The sequence below is a fragment of the Amycolatopsis sp. lyj-112 genome (genome assembly GCF_046549055.1).
Taxonomy (GTDB): Bacteria; Actinomycetota; Actinomycetes; order Mycobacteriales; family Pseudonocardiaceae; genus Amycolatopsis.
Window position 1 is genome coordinate 592417 of sequence record NZ_JAJPWS010000004.1, and the last position, 19254, is coordinate 611670.

At 68.1% G+C, this 19254-nt stretch carries 9 protein-coding genes (1 of these 9 only partly in view); all 9 read right to left on the reverse strand.

Features of this window, described 5'->3' with window-relative positions:
• A protein-coding gene (locus ACLJRL_RS18400) for a hypothetical protein (RefSeq protein ID WP_410657413.1) crosses the window boundary here: on the reverse strand, positions 1-11752 show its beginning. It extends 18917 nt beyond the left edge of the window; the window shows 11752 of its 30669 coding nt (coding positions 1-11752); the start codon lies at positions 11750-11752; its stop codon lies off the left edge, out of view.
• Between the two features lie 189 nt (positions 11753-11941).
• The gene (locus tag ACLJRL_RS18405) at positions 11942-13045 is read right to left on the reverse strand and encodes a hypothetical protein (protein WP_410657414.1); all 1104 of its coding nucleotides are present in this window, start codon (positions 13043-13045) and stop codon (positions 11942-11944) included.
• A 149-nt stretch (positions 13046-13194) separates the two neighbouring features.
• Positions 13195-13512 carry a hypothetical protein gene (locus ACLJRL_RS18410; RefSeq protein ID WP_125787226.1) on the reverse strand — a complete coding sequence of 106 codons (318 nt, stop codon included), beginning with the start codon at positions 13510-13512 and terminating at the stop codon, positions 13195-13197.
• 10 nt (positions 13513-13522) lie between these two features.
• Positions 13523-15511 carry a hypothetical protein gene (locus ACLJRL_RS18415; protein WP_410657415.1) on the reverse strand — a complete coding sequence of 663 codons (1989 nt, stop codon included), beginning with the start codon at positions 15509-15511 and terminating at the stop codon, positions 13523-13525.
• Between the two features lie 6 nt (positions 15512-15517).
• On the reverse strand, positions 15518-15892 hold the full coding sequence (locus tag ACLJRL_RS18420; RefSeq protein ID WP_125787281.1) for a YbaB/EbfC family nucleoid-associated protein: 375 nt from the start codon (positions 15890-15892) through the stop codon (positions 15518-15520).
• Positions 15867-18011: a hypothetical protein gene (locus ACLJRL_RS18425; protein ID WP_410657416.1), complete on the reverse strand. Its 2145-nt coding sequence runs from the start codon at positions 18009-18011 to the stop codon at positions 15867-15869. The genes ACLJRL_RS18420 and ACLJRL_RS18425 overlap by 26 nt, the downstream gene beginning before the upstream one ends.
• A 5-nt stretch (positions 18012-18016) precedes the next feature.
• Positions 18017-18463, reverse strand: coding sequence for a hypothetical protein (locus ACLJRL_RS18430; protein WP_410657417.1), 447 nt, complete (start codon positions 18461-18463; stop codon positions 18017-18019).
• Between the two features lie 33 nt (positions 18464-18496).
• Complete coding sequence (locus ACLJRL_RS18435; protein WP_125787229.1) at positions 18497-18796, reverse strand: WXG100 family type VII secretion target; 300 nt, start codon at positions 18794-18796, stop codon at positions 18497-18499.
• Positions 18797-18829: 33 nt separating this feature from the next.
• Positions 18830-19216, reverse strand: coding sequence for a WXG100 family type VII secretion target (locus ACLJRL_RS18440; protein WP_410657418.1), 387 nt, complete (start codon positions 19214-19216; stop codon positions 18830-18832).
• Between the last annotated feature and the right edge of the window lie 38 nt (positions 19217-19254).

A 19254-nucleotide genomic window follows, 5' to 3' on the forward strand; every position in this document is an offset into this window, starting at 1 on the left:
AGCGGCCCGCGCCGGGGGCGGGTGCCCCCCGGACCGCCGAATACACGTCCTGCACGAAGGTCGTGCAGTTGTGGCTCGTCAACCGGTACGGCTGTCCCGAGAGTGCGAGCACCCGCCCCAGCCCCCGGATGACGTCGTTCGCGCTCACCAGGTATTCCGCGCTGTACGTGGTGGGCTTGTCCCTCACCGGCAGCACGGAGACCGTGCCCGGCACGGTCGCCCACTGCGGTGTAGGAGGATCCTCCGGCGCGAAGTCGATGAGCGTCCCGTTGCCGAAGGGGTCGTGGATCTCGACCCAGGCATGGCCGGTGTACTGGGCGGCCACGTCCCGGTGCCGGGTCTTCACCTGGAACCGGAACACCGGCCGGTCCGCGTTCAAGACCCGCATCCGGTCGAGGGCGTCCGGGAGCCCGGAGCGCATGAGGTACTGAGCGACCGTGCGTTGCTGGACCACCTGGGTAGCCGCGACCTGCTCGTTCAGCCAGTTCTGGACCGACTGCCCCGGCGGGATGCCGTCACCCGGCTCCGTCCGGGCATAACCGATCGTCGCCGACTCGGCCTTCGTGTCGTCCTGCAGGTAGGTGACCCGGATCGGTAGGTGGTCGAGCGCGAGGCCGTGGTCGACCGCGGCGGATTCCAGGGCGGTGCGCAGCGCGGCTTCCAGGTTCGTCCCCCGCTGGACCGCCAGATCGCCGTCCTGCCCACGCTTCACGACCATCGCGATCAGCCGTCCGGCGGGCGGCCGCGTCCGCAGTTCCTCCGCCAGGGAACGGACGAACCTCGACAGACCGCTGAGGGCGACCGGGTCGACGACGTCCGAGCCTGGTCGGAAGAGCGCGTCCACGTTCGGGTCGAGCAGGTCGGCGTCGGCCTGCTCTTCGACGCCTCCGATCATCTCCCGCAGCCGACGGTCGAGATCTTCGGGCCCGGTCGTCAGCCACCCGGCCGACGGAGCGGGCGTACCGGTGGCGCGTTCGAACAACCCGCTCGCGAACTGCAGGGAGTTGAACGACAGCGCCTGATACGGGGTTCGCAGGTGCCGCAGCGAATGATCAAGGGCGCGCAACGCGTCTTCAGGCGAGACCCACACCTCGTAGCTCGCGGACGCGGTGTGCCCGGTGTCGCCGAGCCGCACCGCCGGGTTTTCGCCGTCGGGCCGGTAAAACCCGATCGATTCCTTGGCGCCGCTCGGCAGCACGAACTCCGCCCACGCGTGACCACGGGCGCCGACGAGCTGGGACAGCCGCGGCGCGGGGCCCCGGGGATCGACCGCCAGCCGCATCACGATCGTCTTGACGTTCGACGTGTCCAGCGGCAGGTGCTGGTCGAGATAGGCGACCAGCGGCGAGGTGGCCCAGAGTCGCGGATCCTCACCGAGCCGCGTCGCCGTACGGGACAACCAGGACGTCACCGTCTCATCCGGCAGGAGACCGAGTTCCGAGCGGAGGTCGCCGTCGGTTCGGACGAGCGCCAGTGTCACCGAGCGCCGCCGTTCCGCGGGGTCGGCCGAAGTCAGCGGCGGAAGGCTGTTCCGGTGCGCGGCCGCCGGCCTGATCGCCAAGGGTGCCTTGCCCTCCGGCGGAGCGGGCAGCAGCGGCCGCAGCGCCGCCGCCACCGCGTTCGCCCTGGCGAGCGCGGTTTCCGTCCGGCCGATCGTCGCGTTGCCGTAGCCCGTGACCTGGATCCATGGCGGCGGCTGCGAAGGATCGCTTGTCATCGCGTCGGCCGCCGCCGGTGCCCACGCGGCGAAGCGCCCTGCCGTGGCGAGGGAATCCTCGTTCAGGACACGCGAACCCTTGGCGAAGGTGACCACCGTGTCGACAGTCTCCGTGACCGCTTCGACCACCTCGTCGGGGTGCTCGGCGATCTCGACGAATTCGCCTTCCTTGTCCACGTTGACACCGGCGAGCACCTGGACGAGGTTGATCGTCTCGGTCGGCGCGTAGACCGTCCTGCCGTGGCCGCGTGTCTTCAGCTCCCGGCGGAAGTCGTAACCGCCGCCACCCGGCTCGTTGAGCTTGCCGGATTCGCAGGCAAGCAACACGATCGGTGCGTCCGGGCGCGACGCGAGTGCCTGCTGGAACCCCACGTCGTCGAGGACGAACGCGGCGAATTCGGCACCGGTGACTCGCTTCGGGAGGAAACGCCCGACCACCTTGATCCGGAACATGTTCGGGCCGGAATGGAGGAAAAGGAAGATCGGCTGTTGGGCGGCGTCCGGGGAAACCCAAGGGGCGGGCCGTTTCACCGACGGAGCCGCCGTCGGCTGCGTCGAAGCCAGCTGTTCTTCCGTCTTCGGCAGCAGGACGTTGTATTCGACGACCGGCCGCCGGGCACTCATCGTCGCCCAGGTGGTGGCGATCTGGTCGTCGTTCTTCTTGGTGGGGAACGCGGTTCCGACGACCCTGCCGCCGGCGCCGACCATGGCCGCGGTGACGACCTGGACGGCGGAGGTGCTTTCGGTTGCGGGGGCGGGCCTGGACGGCGTCCTCGCGTCGAGGTCGCGGGTCGCCAGGAACTCCCCGTCCGCCGTCCGGACGATCCGGACCGGCCGCCGCCCGGCGGGACCGTATCCGAGGTCGCCCCCGTCCTCGGTCACCACGTGCAGCCGGACCCCGAAGGCCCCGGCGATCTTCGCCGCCGTCGTGTCCCGCAGCGTCGCACCCAGCTCCCGCAGTTCCGCCTGCCGTGCCGACGATCCGGGCGCGACCGCGGCGGCGAGCGCGTCCACCAGCTTCCCGGTCACGGGCTTTCCGTCGACCGGCACCACCGTCTTGCCCAGCCTGGACAGGGTCGCCCGCTGCGCGACGGTGAGGCCCGGACGCGCCTCCACCGGCCCGGCGGCCGCGGCGGGCGGTGTACCCGGCAGCTCGTCTTGGCCCGGGTCGGTCAGGCGGTAGCCCGGTCCCAGCTGGCTCTGCAGTACCTGCTGGATCATCCAGGTGTGGCGGGGCAGCAGCCGCGGCGTCACGCCGGGTTCCACCACGCCCTTGCCCATGATGCTTTCGTCGCCGGTGACGACACCGGTCGTGCCGTCGTCCTCGCGACTGAGGAACACCCGGTCCTTGTCGTGCTCTTCGTCGCCCGCGCCGAGGTAGTGGAGCAGCTCGTGGGCCAGTTCCTCCGGGGTGGCATCCGTTCGCCAGGTGGTCTGGGTGGTGCGTTCGCCGTCACCGGCGACGACGTCGTACGCGCGGTATCGGGGGTCGCCGTCCCGGTCGGTCAGCCGGTCGCCGGTGAACTCGACGCGGACGTGCAGCTGGTCGCCGTTCGGGAGGCCGTGGCGGTTGTTGATCAGCTTCTCGATCCCGGCGGCGGCCCGCTCGCGCAGCTGCGCGAGCTGTTCGTCGGAGACACCGTGGCCGGGGACGAGATTGATCGGCACGGTGAACTCCGTGACCCCGCGCCCGTCGACCTCGAACCGGCTGACGCCGTACCGGATCACGCCGTCGTATCGTTTGTCCTTTTCGGACAGCAGCGTGGTCAGCACGTCGGCGGTCTCGGTGGCCACCGCCCGCCTCGGCGTGGTCGCCCGCAGCGGCTCCCACTGAGCCGGGTCGAGCGGTTTCGCCACCGAGAACCAGGGCGCGTCGGTGGCCCGGCTGTGCCGCCACTTCTCGTCGTCGGGAGAACCCGGAGCCTCGGTGAGCCGGGTGAATTCGGCGTCGAGCGCGCCTTTCGCCAGCCACCAGGAATCTTGTTTGGTGTCCACGAAATCCAGCCACGCGGCCTGCAGCGAGGCCTGGGTGCGGACCAGCTGACCGGTCGCGGCGATGCGCTGTTCCCGCGCCTCCTCGGCCTCGGTATGGGCGACGGCCAGCGCCTCCCACTGTTCGTCCAGCACCTCACGGAACAGGTTGCGGCGAAGCTTTGCTTCAGCCCGTTCCTGAGTCAGCCGCCGCACGTCGTCCGGCGCCTGCGCGTTGGCCAGTTCGGAGGAAAGGTTCCGGAAGGTCAGCGCGGCTTCCGCGGCTCCGTCGGCAAGATCGTCGAGGTCGCCGGTCTCGCTCGCCAAAGCGGCCAGCCGCGTCTCGGCGACGTCGGCGGCCGAGGACACCCGGTCGAACTCGAGTCGCGCGGCGACGGCGACGGTTTCCGTTTCCCGTAAGGCTTTCTCGGTCTCGCGGGCGAACTGGTGGTGCCGCTCTTCCAGCGTGCCGGGACGTCGTACTCGTGCCGCGTCGACGGTGGCGCTCCAGTCGACGCCGACACCGAGCTTCTCGACCAGCTGCTCGGCCCGGCGGCGATGGCCCTCCGCCCCGACCTCGGCGTCGCGCCACGCCTTGGCGGTCCGCGCGACCCTTCCCTGACGTGCCTTCAGAATACGCGGCACCTTCTGGCCGGTGACGTCCGACAGCTTGTCGATCGGCATCCGCACGTCCGCCGACGCGGGCAGGGAAACGTCCACGACCTCCGTCCGGCCGTCGACCTTGACCACGATCCGGTAGTCCACGTCGAACCGCACCAGCGCGGTCCGCCCGACCGGTTTGAGATTCGCGACGGCGGACACCGTCGTACCGTCGACCGTGGCGTCCGCGGGCTCACTGGTCCAGCGCGCGTCGACGCCGGTGATCAGCCCGCCGATATTGCCCGACTCGTCGACCGGTGTGACCGTCGGCCCGGTGACGCCCATTTCCCCGACCTCGACGACCTTCCGCTCCGCCGAGCGGGCCACCGTCGAATTCGTCGGGTTCTCCAGGTTGACGCCATCGCTCAGCGCGACCGTCCGCGGCGCGGCGAGCCGGGCGTGCACCTCGACGTCCGCCTTCTTGCCCCGTAGGACCACCGCCTCGCGCAAGGTCGGCACGGGCAGGCTTCCCGTCGTCATGGCGGGCAGGAACGCCTGCAGCAGCTGAGGACTCAGACTCGACCAGAGCGCGTTGATCGAACCCGTGCCGTAGCCGGTGATCCCGCCGTCCGCCCCGGCCTCGGTGAGCGCGTCCCGCACGACCTTCCGCAGCCGCGCGGCGGCACGCACGGATTCGACCGACGCCATTTCCGGCAACCGGGTGACGGTGCCCTTCCGCCACTGCTCCAGCGCGGCGGGGGTGGCGTCCTCCGGCGACAACCCGACCGGCTCGGAATCCTCGCCGGTGGCCGGCCGTTTCCCGTTGTCAACGGTCAGGTTGTCGGCCAGCAGGCGGATTCCGAGCATCCGCTCGCCGGTGGCGGCGAACGCGACGGTCTCGCCGTCACGGCGCACTTCGAGGATGAACTCGACCGGGACGTCGAACAGCGCGGCCGGGCCGGTTCCGGTCCGCAGCTGTGTTTCCTGTTCGGTGAGGACCTCTGTGGTGGTGGTCGTCTTGACGGCGCCGATGCCCTTGGTGGCCGCGCCCCCGACCGACGTCGTCGTGTCACCGTCCTGGTATTTCTTCTGGCCGCCCGCTCGCAGCGCGGCCGACCACGACGTGGCCGTGCCCTCGGCCCGGATGGTCCGGACAGCGCGGACCGTGCTGTGCTCGACGGTCCGGCCGTCGTTGACCACCTTCCGGAAAGCCGGGTCGCCCACCGTTTTCGCGGTCAGCAGGAGCTGGTATCCGCTGTCGGTGAACAGTTTAGGCAGATGTGTGTGCAGCGGGATGCCGCCGTCGAGCGCGCTGTCCACCAGCCCCTGCACGCTGTCCGGCGAGACGAGGTCGGTCAGCCTCGCCCAGTTGTTCATCGCGTCGTCCAAGGACACGCCCGGCAGCAACGGCACCTTCGCGTCGGCCAGCTTCGCGGAAAGTTTCGGCACGAGATCGGACAGGTCGGGCAGCTGCTCGACGGCACCCAGCCCCAGCGCTCCCGGTTTCTCCGTCGGCAGCGTCACGGGTGCCGCGAGCCGCTCGTCCCGCTCACGCGGGCCCGCCGGTTTGGCCGGCAGGAGACCGTATTCGCGAGCCTGGTCTTCGGTGAGCCACACCAGTGCCGCGCCGGGAAGGTCGACGAACCGGGCGGCTCCCCGCGCGTCCGGGCGCAGCAAAGCGGTCTGCTGCCGCGCTTCGGCGAGCACGGTGAAGGCGATGTCGAACCGGGCCAGCACCCGTTGTGTGCCTGCCGCCGTGGTGACGTTGCGGTCGACGGTCGCGGAGATGTCGAGAGCGTCGGCTTTGGTGGTCGCCTTCGCCCAGGGTTTGGCGGTCAGGCCGCCGGTGGCGGAAGCGGCAGGATCGCCGGTGACCGAGCCGGTCACCGCCACACCGACGGTGATCGCGGGCCCCTTGGTCTTGCTCTTGCCGCCGTCGAACCGGTAGCCACCCGAAGTGGACCGTTCCGCGGCCGCGTCGTCGGCCGTCTGGACGAAGGTCGGGTTGGCCAGCCGCGCGACGACACCGATCCGGCCGACCCGGTCGGCGAGGCGACGGCTGTGGACGAGGTCGGTGCTCACCACACCGTGGGTGAACGACCGCAGTGCCGCCTTGATGTTGTCGGTGCTCAGCATCGCCTGGACGCTGGTCCACGCGTCACCGCCGGGCAGCGCGAGCGCGCGGTCGCCGTCCGATGCTTCGACCAGCGCGTCCAGCGCCGCCGAACTGACATTTCCGGTGTGGGCGATGCTCTCCACGCCGACCCAATCACCGACGGTGGGCGGCGCGAGCGCCTCGAAATGGCCGGTGATCGACCGCGGCGGGTCGAGCTCGCGTACCCGGGGAGCACCCGGCGCGAACTTCGCCGGATCGGCGGGCAGCGTCAGGCTGTCCGACATCCACACCGTGAAGTTCGCCGGGAGCAGGACGGGACCGTCGCCCGATTCCTCGGGCGTCGCCCAGATCTGCCGGACGGCAGGCACCTGCGTCCCCGGCAGCCCGGGCAGCGTCTGCCGGACCATCGCGTGCGAACGCGAGAAACCGGTGATGGAGACGACGAACCGGCCCTCGTGCGCGAAACCTTCCGAATCGGCGCTGCCGATGGTGAGATACGTCGATTCGGCGACCGGTCCCGCGCCGGTCCGGGTGCCGCTACTACTGCCGTACTTCCCCGAAGCCGTCACCGTGGCCCCGAAGGTCACCTTGCCCTCGGGCCCGGCCGTCCAGCCCTTGTTCGTCGCCGACGACGCGCCCAGCGCCGGACCGGTGGTCGTGGCGTTACGGACCACGCGTCCCGTCGCCCGCCCGACATGCTCGACGCGCTTCGACTCCAGCCGGACCGTGATGGTGACGTGGTCCTGCCGGAAAGCACCCTCGCGCTTGAGGGTCACCGACACCCCTGCACCCAGCAACGCGTCCATGCGGTTGCGCAGGGCCAGCGGGGAAAGCGCCGTCTGCAACCGGTGCTCGTTGGCGAGCATCTCCAGCGTCCGCGCCGCGCCTTTGGCTTTGACGCCCCCTTTCCGTTCCCAGGCGGGCAGCAGATCCGCGTACCGGCCGCGCTCCTGGAACTTGCCGCGGATCTCCGTCAGCACGGCCTCGGCGCCGTCGAACTCGCCGACCCGCACATTGCCCGCCGCGAGCCCCGCTGCCAGATGCACGGACGGGAACTTCTTCGTCGTCGCCGGTGTCAGGCCGTCGCCGGTGCCGTCCGGGACCGGCAGTCCTTGTGCCGCGGCTTCGGCCATCCCCACCCTGGCGAACACCGTCGCCGTGGTGGTGGTTTCCTTGCCGTCCAGTGCCTGCACCACGATCGTGGCTTCGAACCGGTAGAGGCCGATGTCTCCCTTGAGCTGGACACCCGATTTCGCCGTCGACGTCCGGCCGGCCACGGCTGTGTCCACCGTCCGCGCGGAGTAGCCGACGCCGACTCCGGCCGCGACACGCGCGCCCTTGACGCCGCCTCCGCCACCGAACGCGAGGGAGGCGTCGAACCCGCGTTTGGTGAAGGCCGAAACGGTGGAACTGGTGGTCGCGGACTCGTGCAACCGCAGCTGCGTCTCTTTCGTCGGGCCGACCAGTTCGGCCTTGGTCAGCACGGCCTTCATCCGCACCGCCGCCACCTTGCCGCCGTCCGCGCTGAGCAGGGCGGGCGAGCTGACCCAGTCTTGCAGCATGGCGCCCAGGTTCTCCCGGATACCGGCGTTCCCGAGGAACGCGCGCAACGCGTCCCGGCCGGGGGCGCCGAACGCGGTGACCGACCGGTGCAGCAGCCCGGCCGTTCCGGTGAACACCTCGCCGAGGTCGGTGACCGCCTCGGGCACCGGGTTCTGGAGCTTGCGCCCGACGTCGGCGGTCAGATCCTTCGCGGCCAGCCCGGCCGGCGGAGTGAGCCGGAGCAGGTCGTCGGGGACGCGCAGGGTGACCTGTCCGGGCACCGCATCGCCCCGCGCGACCGCGTTGCCGGTGTGATCGTGGACGCTGACGGTGAACTCGACGTTCAGGCCCACCCGCCGGGATCCTTCGCCGGAACGGATCGCCCGTTGGTCCGAAGTGGACACCGACACGGTCTGCGTCGCGCCGGGCGCCGCCAGCGCGGCCTTGCCGCCGACGGTGAGATACGGTCCGGTCGGCGCGTGGACGGTCACCGCCGCCCCGATGTCACCGGCACGGAGGACGGCGAGGTTTTCCGAGTTCGAAGTACCGCCCTGGACGGTGAGATCCGCCTTGGTCTTCTCCCTCGGCTCACTCACCACGTCGCCGCCGACGGTGGCCCGGATCCAGACCTCCCGCCAGCTCCTGTCCGTGCGGAGCGGGAAATACAGACCGCTGAGCGCGGATTCGAAATCGTCGTCGACGGCTTTCCCGATCGCGTCGAGCTGAGCAGGTTTGGCACCGGGCAGCAAACGTGCCAATTCGTCGCGGAGGGCGTCGATCCCTTCGACGGACAGCACCGGCGCCGAGCCGAGAGCCTGACCGGCGGCGAGGAACGGCGGCAGATCCGCGAGCGTCAGATCCTGCTCGTCCTTGCCGGGCCTAGTGGTCTCGGTGGTCTCGGTGATTTCGGCGGTGGTCTGGACGTGCGCCGACAGCGGGTCAGCGAAAACGAGCCGAGGCGGCTGGCCGGGATCGAAGCGGATCAACGGTTCCGCGTCCTGCGTGCCTTCCTGATGGCGCTCGACGATGTCGTTGAAGATCTTTTCCTGGAACTCACCTTGGGGCGACCAGTACATATGCGCGCCGTGCTGTACGCCCATATTCCGTTTGGTCAGCAGCTCGACGACGTCGTTGTAATCGGACGTCGTCAACGACGCACCGTCGTCGACGCACCGGATGTGGTAGACGTCGTGATCGCCGGTGATCGGGCGGAATTCACCGCTTTCGGTCTTGGCCTGGACGATTTTGTCCACCACCAGATAGCGGCCCTGCTCCGCCAGCTGGTCCATCTCCTCCGCGAGCGCGGTGAATTCCGTACTCCGGTTGGCGAACCTGGCCTTGATCTTCTTCTGCGTGTCCGGCGGCAGGTCGGACAGATCATCCGGCAGCCGCGGCTCGAAATAGCCGACCAGGCCGATGGCATCCGGCGAAGCACCCAACAGCGTGTCGAGTTCGCTGACCGTCTTGGCCTTGATGTCCTTCGGCTTCGGCACCGCGCCCTGTTCGAGCCAGCGCACCGAATCCGGATTCGTCGGCCGGACGTCGAACACCACGTTCGACCAGTTCGCCAGCCACTGGAACCGCTGCTGATTCACCAGCGGGAAACCGAACTCGTCGACCAGCCGCGTCGGAGTCAACGGCTCGCCACCGTCCGGATGCGGCGACGTCCACTCCTGTTCCCGCAGCGCCATCGGCCGCGGCGCGGGAGTCAGGTTCAGCTCCAAGCCGTCGAAAAGGTCCTCCACGAACGGCTTGCCGAGATCAAGCTCGATCGCGGGCGCCGGTTCTTCCCGGTCCTCGGTCTCCTCGACGACCTCGACGGATCCGGTGTCGGCGTCTTCGGTCACGGTCGGCTCGGTCACGGGCGGCTCGGCCTGAACGGTCGGCTCGGCCTGAACGGGCCCGGCGGCCGCGGCCGAAGTCGAGCCACCGTCCTGCTCTTCCGAAGTGGTGCGCAGCGGGGAGGGCCGGGTCTGCGGCCGCTCCTCGTCCTCCGGCTGTTCCTCGTACGTCGACACTTCTTCGTACACCGGCGACGAGTCCTGAACCGTCCCGTCGTCGGACGAGGTCCGCACGGCGGTGGGTGCGGACTGCGCCTCCGAACTCGTCTTGACGTCCGACGCGGACTTGGTCGCCGGTGCGGACTTGCCGTCCGAGACGGTCTTCGTATCCGGAGCGGACTTGGCAGCCGGAGTCGCCTTGGCATCCGAGGTCTTGGTGTCAGAAGGCGTATTCGTCTTGCTGTCAGCCGGAGCACGTGTGTCCGAAGTGGACTTGACGTCGGAGGTGGATGTCGTGCTCGGCGCCGCGGAACCGGCGCTCGTGGTGGTCGGCACGGACACCGGGCCTGAGCCCGTCGCGTCCGATCCGCTTTTGCCGTCAAGCGGCGGACCCGTCGAGAGGCCACCGGTCAGGCCGCTGAACTGCTCCTTGATCGACGTGACCGCCGAGTCGAGGGCCCGTTCCCCGATCCCTTCGAGTTTGTGGCTGACGGCGCCGCCGACCACGCCGCCGGCGAAACCCATCCCGTACTCGGCCGCGGACACCGATTCGCCGTTGATGGCGGCCATCGCCGCCTGGCCCATCACCCCGGAGACGCCCTCGAAGAGGAAAATCGTGCTGAACTCGGTGGCCCTGGCCACCATGTTTCCGCCGAGCCGGTCGGTCGCGTTCCGGGACAGCACGTCCGGCACCTTGTCGGTGAGCAGATCGACGGAGTCCTTGCCGATTTTGTCGGAATGCGGTGCGAGCACGTTGCGCAGGCTGTCGTTGAAGGCCCCGCTGCCGTCCAGGCCGTGCCTGCTCCAGTTGTCCACGAAGCTGTTCGCGTAGTCCCGGCCGAGTTTCCGGGCCGCGTCGTCACCGAGGGTTTTACCGAAGGCGGTGACGAACCGGTCGCCGACCTCGTCGCCGAAGCCCTCGACCGCCCGTTTGGTGAACGCGGTGGCCGGGTCGGTGAGTTGTTTGCCCGCCCGGTCGGTCAGTGTCCGGCCGATGTCGCGCACCCAGTTGTCGGCGAGTTCGCCGCCACCCGGCAGCTTGAGATCCTTGACCAGCTTCAGCAGATCGTCGGTGGCGATCTTGCTGAAGTCCTTGCCGAGCAGGCCGCCGATCTTGCGGCCCAGCTTCTCCCCGAGTTCGCCGACGGCGCCGCCGAGCACGCCGCCGACCGCACCCCCGATCGCCGTCTGCTTGGTGGAATCGCTGTCCCATTCGGTTCGTTCATGCTGCAGCCGTTGCACCGCGACATCGATGAGCAGCCCGCCGGTGACGCCGATGAACACCTCGAACACGATCGCCCGTACGAGCATTTTGAACAGGGCCGTCAGGTAGCCGCGGGTGAGGGCGTAATGCCAGGTGATGTTCGCGAGAGACGCGCCCGCGGTGACGGAGGCGAGAGCGTATTCCATCGCGATCTCGTAGGCGAGCAGGAAAAGCTGGCCGATCGCGGAAAACTTGGTGTACTCGACGTCCAGCGCGACCTTGCGGCAGCCGTCGGCGATCCCCTTCGTACCGGTGGCCAGTTCGTCCAGCAAGTTCGGCGTCCCATTGGTGAGCGGGGCCATACTCTTGTCGAACGCGTCACCCGCCTCTGGCATCGACAGCTTCTCGTCGATCGCCCGCTTGACCCTGGCGATATCGTCCGGAAGCGCTTTCAGCAGTTCCGTGACCGTGTCGTATTCCTGGGCCGCCCGCCGGAACTTGTGCTGGTTGGCGGCAGGCCAGGAGACACCGAGGACCTCGAGAAGCGTCCGCGCCCACTCCGGCACATCGCCGAAGTCACTGCGATCGACCTTGATGGGCACGAACTACCTCCTGACCGGTTCACCTGAGACAACGCGGCCCGATAGCCGAACGGTTCACCAGCACGCGGTGGGTGTCGTGTCGGGCGGCAGTCCGTGAAGGCCTCCTTGAGGGACTCAGAGTCCCTCAAGGAGGCCTTCACGGACTTGAGAACACGGTCGAACCGACTCGCGGCCGAGGGTAGGACGCCCTCAGGCCTGGCACTTGGCCTTGATCATCGCCGCGGCGTGGTGCGCGTAGGTTTTGCTGGAACCCGACCAGTCACGGCCCCGGTTGAGCAGCTGGACGGCCAGTTTCGCGCCGTTGATCCGGAACGTGCCGACACTGACCCACCGGCCGTGGTTGGCGTTCTGGTTGATCTGGAACGACCCCACCGGTGTGCCCTTGTCCACCGCGAACCGGTCGAACACGCGGTACACCGACGGGCTCCCGCCTGCCACGGTCGCGTCGCCGTTCGGGACGAACACCGAGACCGCGCACGAACCGGCGGTCACCGGGCCGGTGTTGAACGTCCACAGCCCGTAGGCGCTGGGGTCGTCCTTGTTCGCGTCGCCGGACATGGGGATGGACACGAACGCCGAGCCGCAGCCGCCACCGCCGTGATTCACCCAGCCCGCTTTGCCGTCGCTGTAGGCGCCGACGCCGGTGAAACCGGTGCCGCCACCGCATCCCTTGCCCGCCATGCCGTCGTAGGAGACCGTCTTGGCGGCCGGGGCGGGCGGCCCCTGCCGCTGCTGCTGGGGCGGCGGGGCCTGGTGCTGAGGCGCCGGAGCCGGGCCTCCTCCCGCGGGCGGAGGCGGCCCACCGGGGAGACCGGCGGTTCCGGGATCGGCGGCCGCGCCCGCCTGGCCTGCCGGAACGCCGTCGGCCACCTGGCCGGGCAAGGCGGCACCGGGCGGACCGACGGGCATGCCGCCGAGGTCGGTGGGCGGAGCGGCCAGCCCCGGCACGAACCCGCCGTCCGGCGGGAGATCCTTCGCGTAGCCCGCCGCGTTGGGCCCCTCACCGGACTGGTCGCCGGTGAGCAGTCCGCTGAGTGCCAGTGGAAGGGCGACCAGCACGACACCGGCGACGGCCGCCGCCACGATCACCGGTTTGGACATCCGGCCCGCCGGTGGCGAGGACGAGACGTCGGTGCCCGTGTCCACGACCGGTGGTACGGCACCGGCCGCGGCGGTCCCGGCTTCCGAAGACGACGTGGTTTCCTTGTCCGCCTTCACTTCTGGGACGGCGGGCGCCGCCGCCTCCGCCGTGGCGACCGCGACGCCGGTGGACTCTTCTGCGACCGAGGGCATGGTGTTCCCGCTTCCTTTACTGGCTCAGGTTGGCCGACGGCATCCACACGACCGCCGGGAGATCATCAAGGCTTCGCGTACGGGGTCGTGAGTGGCGATTCGGGTTCTAACCCGAATCGCCACTCACGACCCCGCGACCCGATACGCCACTAGCGTTTGAGTCCACCGTGGACGTTCGCGATGTTTTCGTTCTCCGCCAAGGTGAGCTTCGCCGCCATCCCGTTGGTCACGTTGGTCTGGTTCTCGACGACTTCGCCGATCGAGAGGAAGGCGTCTTCGATCTTCGTCACCGGGTCGCCGAGATTGGACTTGATCTCCTCGCCCATTTCGTCGTCTCCACTGGCTTCGAAGACCAAGTCCCTCCGGTCCGTGCCGAGTTCACTGATCTTGCGCATCTTGGCCGAGATATCCCGATACGCCTCGGAAAGGGTTTGCATGGCCTTCGGGTCCGCCCGGAAATCAGTCATGGTCTCGTCCTCATCCCGTGGTATTGCCGGTGCCTTGACCGGTGGCGGAGTTGCCGTCACCGAGTCCGAGCGTGTAGTCGCGTTGCGGATTCGAACTCAGCTGAGTGCTACCCGGGCTACGGGTCCGGCGCCTACGCCTGCCGAGCACGCCCGGCGCGACCGTCGGGTCGGTGCCCCAGGTTTTTTCGTCCTCGGCGATCCAGGTATCCCGGTCGCGTTCGCCCTTGCCCCCTCCGGCGCCGCCCGCCCCGCCCGCCGAGGGCGGATAGAACGGCACCCCGCTCCCGCTGCCGGTTCCCGCCGCCCCTTTGGGACCACCGAGCGTCGGCGGCCCCGTGGCAGACGTGCTCGCCGGCTTCCCGCCCTGCGATGGGGCGAGCGACGACACGTCCGACGACACCCCGATCCGGCCGCCACCGAGCGAGCCCGGTCCACTGTGGAAGTTGGCCTGCGGATCGAACTTCGACATGGTCATGGGCATCGTGTCGGGCGCGCGCAGCGGTGGAAGCGGCGGCGGGGTACGCCGCAACGACTTGAGGTACCGCTCCATCGACGAATCCCCGGCGTTGCTGGAAACGGTCGTACCCGGCGGCGGGTATGCCTTGCGCAGCCGGTCTTTCTGCTCGAGGTTTCCGGTGCCCCTCGGTCCGACGATCTCGCCGTTCCCGTTCACCCGGGAGCCCGGCGGGACGATGATCGGCCTGCCATCGGGCCCCAGTACGGGTTTGCCGTCAGGGCCGATGACGACGCCGTCCCTGCCGACGTAGGAACCGGTGGGCACTTTCAGGAACGTGTTTCCCCCACCGACCTGCGTGATCGGCGGGGGGAACTTGGCGCCGGGGCCGCCGACCTGGGTGAACGGCGGCGGCGGTGGTGGCGGACCCGAGGACGTGGTGGTGGTGACCGGGCCTTTGTCCTCGGTCGAACCGTCTCCCCCGCCAGGGCCGGGGCCGTCGCCTCCGGGGCCGGCCCCACCCTCGTCGGGACCGCCGGTGCCTCCCGAAAGGTTGAGATGAACCGGGGTCCGGATCGACGGCAGGTACGGGAGGGTCTGCCGGTAGGCCAAGTCGAGGAACCAAGCCACGGAGGCCCCGTGGGCGTCCACGACCTTCAGATGTTCCTTCCAGACGTGTTGCGCCGCCTCCTCCAGCTTTTCGCGCGGAGCACCATTGCTTTCGTCCAGTGTTCCGCCGAGATAGGTGCTCGTCGGCCAGCCGTCCTTCTCCCTGGTGTATTTAGGGGGAAAGTGACTCCCGAAATCCTCGACCAGTTCGGGTGCCTGCCAGATCGCGCGCACCACGCCTTGCGGGGTGGACAACTCCGATCCTGGCGCGGTGACCGAGAACCCCAGGCCGGTGTCGTACGTGAAGACTTCGCCGCCCTGCCACCGCGCGCGTCCCTCATCGAGCACTTCGCCGGTGCGCTTCAGCAAGCCGCCGACCAGCCGGAGCGTCTCCCAGGACGTGCGGTCCTTGGTCATCTGGGCGACGAGGTCATCGCATTTGTTGGCGAGTTCGTCCAGCACGTTCCAGAACGCACCCGCACCGGTGCCCTGGAAGTCGTCGCCGCGGTGGCCGGTCTTGTTCCGCCAGGTTTCCAGCGGAGTGACCTGCGCGGTCAGCCAGTTCGCCATCCCGCCCAAGGTGGTCGCCGCCAGGTCGAAGGTGGAATGCCTGGCGACGTCGTTCACATCCTCCAGCAGGGAGTCGACGACCTTGTTGCCATTGGCGAAGTAGGTCGCCGCCGCCCCTTCCAATTCCGTGCTCGCGTCGGCGACGGCGTACCAGGACGTGAAGAACGTCATGCCTTCCGCGTGGATCATATTCGTCGGCACCTTGTTGCTGGGACCGCGAAGGTGGGTATAGACGCGCCACGTCAACCAGGGCACGCCAAGGACGGTCGAACGCTGCGGCACAACGGGGAAGGTGGGGTCGAGGGTGAAGATGTTGAGCGCCTCTTCCCACACCCATTTCGTCGTGTCCGGTCCACCCAGCGCCACGGAAGATCAGTCCTTTCCCCTGCCGAAGACGTCCGAAGGCGCCTCTTTCCACAGAGCCGAGAACGCCTTGTCGACCTCGGTGTTGCCCGTCATGGCCGCACGGAGGTCGTCGCGCTGATCCATGAGCGGACCGAAGACCTCGACAGCGTTGTCCGCCATCTCCTGGCGGGCGCGTTCGAGCACGTCGAGCAGTGTCCGAGCCAGTTGCTCCGGCGGCATGGACCGGTACTTCGTGGTGTTGAACTTGATGCCCACCACGGAGTTCTGCGAATCCATGGTCACCGTGACCATCCGGTCGGCCGAGGTCGCCGAAGACGTCCGGGAAGCGAGATCGGCCTTCGCCGCCTCGATCCGGTCACGCTGATCCCTCAGCGTGGCCATGGTTTGGTGAAGTTGCTCCTCCAGCCAGTCGGCCATCGTTTCCTCCCTGTCCGTAGTTGCGTGGACCGCCGGCACCTCGTCCCGCTGCCCGGTTTCCGCGCCTGCGGCCACCCAGTACCGAAGGCGGCAGCTTCGGATCGGTGCCCCAGGTCTCCGCGTCCTCGGTCAGCCAGGTGGTCCGGTCGCGTTCACCCTTGTTCTGGTCTCCGCCCGCACCGCCACCCATGCCGCCCGCGGTCGGTGGGTAGAACGGGACGCCGCCCATTCCGTTCTGCTGATTCCCGTTCCCCTGCTGGTTCTTGATCAGCGAGGGGCCGCCCTCGGTCGTCACCGGTTTTTCCGGCGGCGCGGGCGTCTCAAGCCCGCCGGTCGAACCGGTCGAACCGAGGCCGCCCGGCGAACCGATGGACCCCAACGACGAATTCGAGACCGAAGATCCCTTGTGGAGGCCCGGGGATTCGCTGGACGACAACGACACCGAAGGCGAATGCGACCCGAGTAACGTCGGCATCGACGGGGTGCCGTCTCCGCGCAAGGACTTCAGGTACTTGTCCAGCTCCGACTGCCGCGACTCGTCCTTCTTGACCGGCTCCGGCCGGGCCAACCGGTCCTTCTCCGCGAGCTTGTCGCCCTTCGGGCCGATGATGTTGCCGTCGGGACCGATCCGGGATCCGGGCGGCACGACGATCTGGCGCCCGAGCTGGTCGAGCAGGGGCTTCTTGTCGGGGCCGAGCACGACACCGCCCGGGCCGATGGTCGAGCCGGTCGGCACCTTCAGTTTGTCGTCCGGCTTCGGCGGGGCGGGCGGCGGCTTGGGCCCCGGCGGAGGAGTCGGCGGAGGTGGCCCGCCGTTGAGCCCCTTGTCCTTGCCGTCTTTGGAATCCTTGGAGTTCTTGTTGTCCTTGGTGAGATCCGGGACCTTCGGCGGCCCGTCCTTCGGCCCGTCCTTGGGCCCGGGGGGCTTGGGTCCGTCCTTCGGCGGCCCCGGCGGAGGAGGAGGCGGGGGCGGCCCCTGCGAGCCTGGCGGAGGCGGCGGGGGCGGCTTGTGGAGATTGAGCCGATGTGGCTCCCTGATCTGTGGCAGGAGCGACCTGGCGACGTCATAGCCCTTGGGGAGTTCCGCGAGCACGGCCTTGGCCGCGACATCGAGGGTGGCCTCGAGATGATCGGTCCACAGATCCCGCGCCGCGGACATGATCCCTTCCCAGAACGCGGGGTTTCTGGCGTCCGCACCGATCAGTTTGCTTGTCGGGTAGGCCTCGGTCACGCGACCGTTGTGCCAGTCGCTTTTGTTCGACTCGAGATCGTTTTTGAACGCATCGCTATTCCAGATCGCCTGCAACGCGCCGCCAGGCCAAGCCAGTTTGCAATCCGTATTGGGGATCGTGCCGAAGAGCTTGGTGGGGTACGCGGCGCTCGACTTGGTCATCCATTCGGTATAGCCCGACTGGAGCTTGTTGAAGGCCCACCGAAGACCGGTCTCGGCTTCGTTGATGTCTTTTGTATTCACATCATCAGTGGTGGTATGGGCGACGTTCAGCCCACTGGAACGCGTTCCCAGCTGCCGTACGAGGTCGTTATTCCGGAACATGAGATCGTCCAGCACCTCCCGGAACGCCCCGGCGCCGGTCCCCTGGAAGTCGTCACCCTTCTTCCCGACCTTGTCCCGCCAGCCCTTCAAATCCCCGGCGTGGCGTTCGAGCAGGGTTTTGGTCCCGTTCAACGCGTCGAACGCCCTCGTGAACGTCCATGGTTGCCCCAGCGGGTTATAGTTGGGATCACCTTGCATGGATGCGAGGGTTTCTCTCATATTGCCGTAGAACGTATTCATCGCGGGGTCGAACTTCTCATAGTTGGCGCTGGCGACGCCCCAATACTGCATGGAGAACGTCGAACTGCGTGCGACGAAATCCCACCCCTTAGGATCCTTCGAGCCATGCGTGGAGCCCCACACGTCCCATTTGAGCCACGGGAAACCCAGGATTGTCTCCCGGCTGGGCATCTTTTTGGAACCCAGTGAATCGCTTGTGCTGTCGAAGATGTTGAGGACATCTTCCCACGGCGTCTGCGAGCTGTTCTTGCCGATTTGTCCGGCGGGATTGGTCGGGGGCTCGGGCATCGCGATCAGACTCCCGTACCGCCGTTGCCACCGTTACCGGCGGGAGGAGAAGGGGGCTTGGTCCCGAGGATCTCACCGAGCTGGCTCATGTTGAGTTCGGTGGAGAGCTTGATGTTCTCGTCCTCGCCGAGATCCGCGATCCGCAGCACCTCGGAGATGTTCTCGTTCAGCTGGACAAGCCGTTTCTGGATCACGTCGACCTGCGTCCACAACGTGGGCGCGGTACCGCTCTTCCCCTCGTACTTCTCCATCAGCAGCTTGGCGGGCTCCCATGTTTCGGCGCCTGCCAGCAGCCGTCGTTTTCCGGTGGGGTTGTTCGCGGCCAGTTGCAGTTCCGCGAGGTCCTTGCTCGCCTCCAGTTCGGTGACCATTTTCTGCAGGACGCCGGACTGGAAGTCCTTCAGAAAACTGACCGTGATCTTGATGTCGCCGCTGTCCGGCTTGTCCGCCACGCCCTTGCTCCCTTTCCCGAAAGCAACCCGGAATCAGATCTGGAACTTCGCCCCGATGTTCGCGTCGGTGCGCTGGTAGTTCTCGAAGGACATGGACAGCGTCTGGTGGCCCTTGGTGAACCGGCTTTCCATGGCCTTCGTCGTGGCGTGCCACCGGCGCTGCAGATCCGTGTAGGACGTGGCGCCCTGGCCGATCCAGCTGTCGGTCATCGGCTTGATGGACTGCTCCAGGTCGAGCAGCGCGGAGTCGATCTGCTTGCTCAACGCGACCATCCGCTCGGCAAGGTGCGGAACATTGCCGCTGACCGCGAAACCGTCATAGGAAGTACTCATGATCGTTTCCTTTCTGAATCGGGAATTAAGTGGTCAGGACAGTTCTTTGAAGATGCGGTTGCCCTCGTTGCCGCCGAACGCCGTCATCGCGGTCAGGTTGATTTCGTCTTCGGAGACGTTCATGGTCTTGTCGCTTTCGTTGACCAGGTCCTTGATCTCCGTGAGCATCTTGAGCACCTGGAGGTAATCCGTCTCCCACAGCTCCAGCTGGTTGAGGAAGGTCTGGGAAGCCGCGCCCTGCCAGCCGGACCTCAGATCACCGCGGACCGAGGTCACTCCCGAGTGGATGACCTTGCACGTGGATTCGCATTCTTCGATGGCCGCGAGGCCACCCTTCATCCCGCTGTCGGACTTCTGGAAATTCGTGGTCATCGGTCGCTCGCCCTTCCTCGCGGTGTCGCGGACTTCACCATCCGCCATGACGCTCCATGGCAAGGACACCAAGCCCTGGCCCCGCA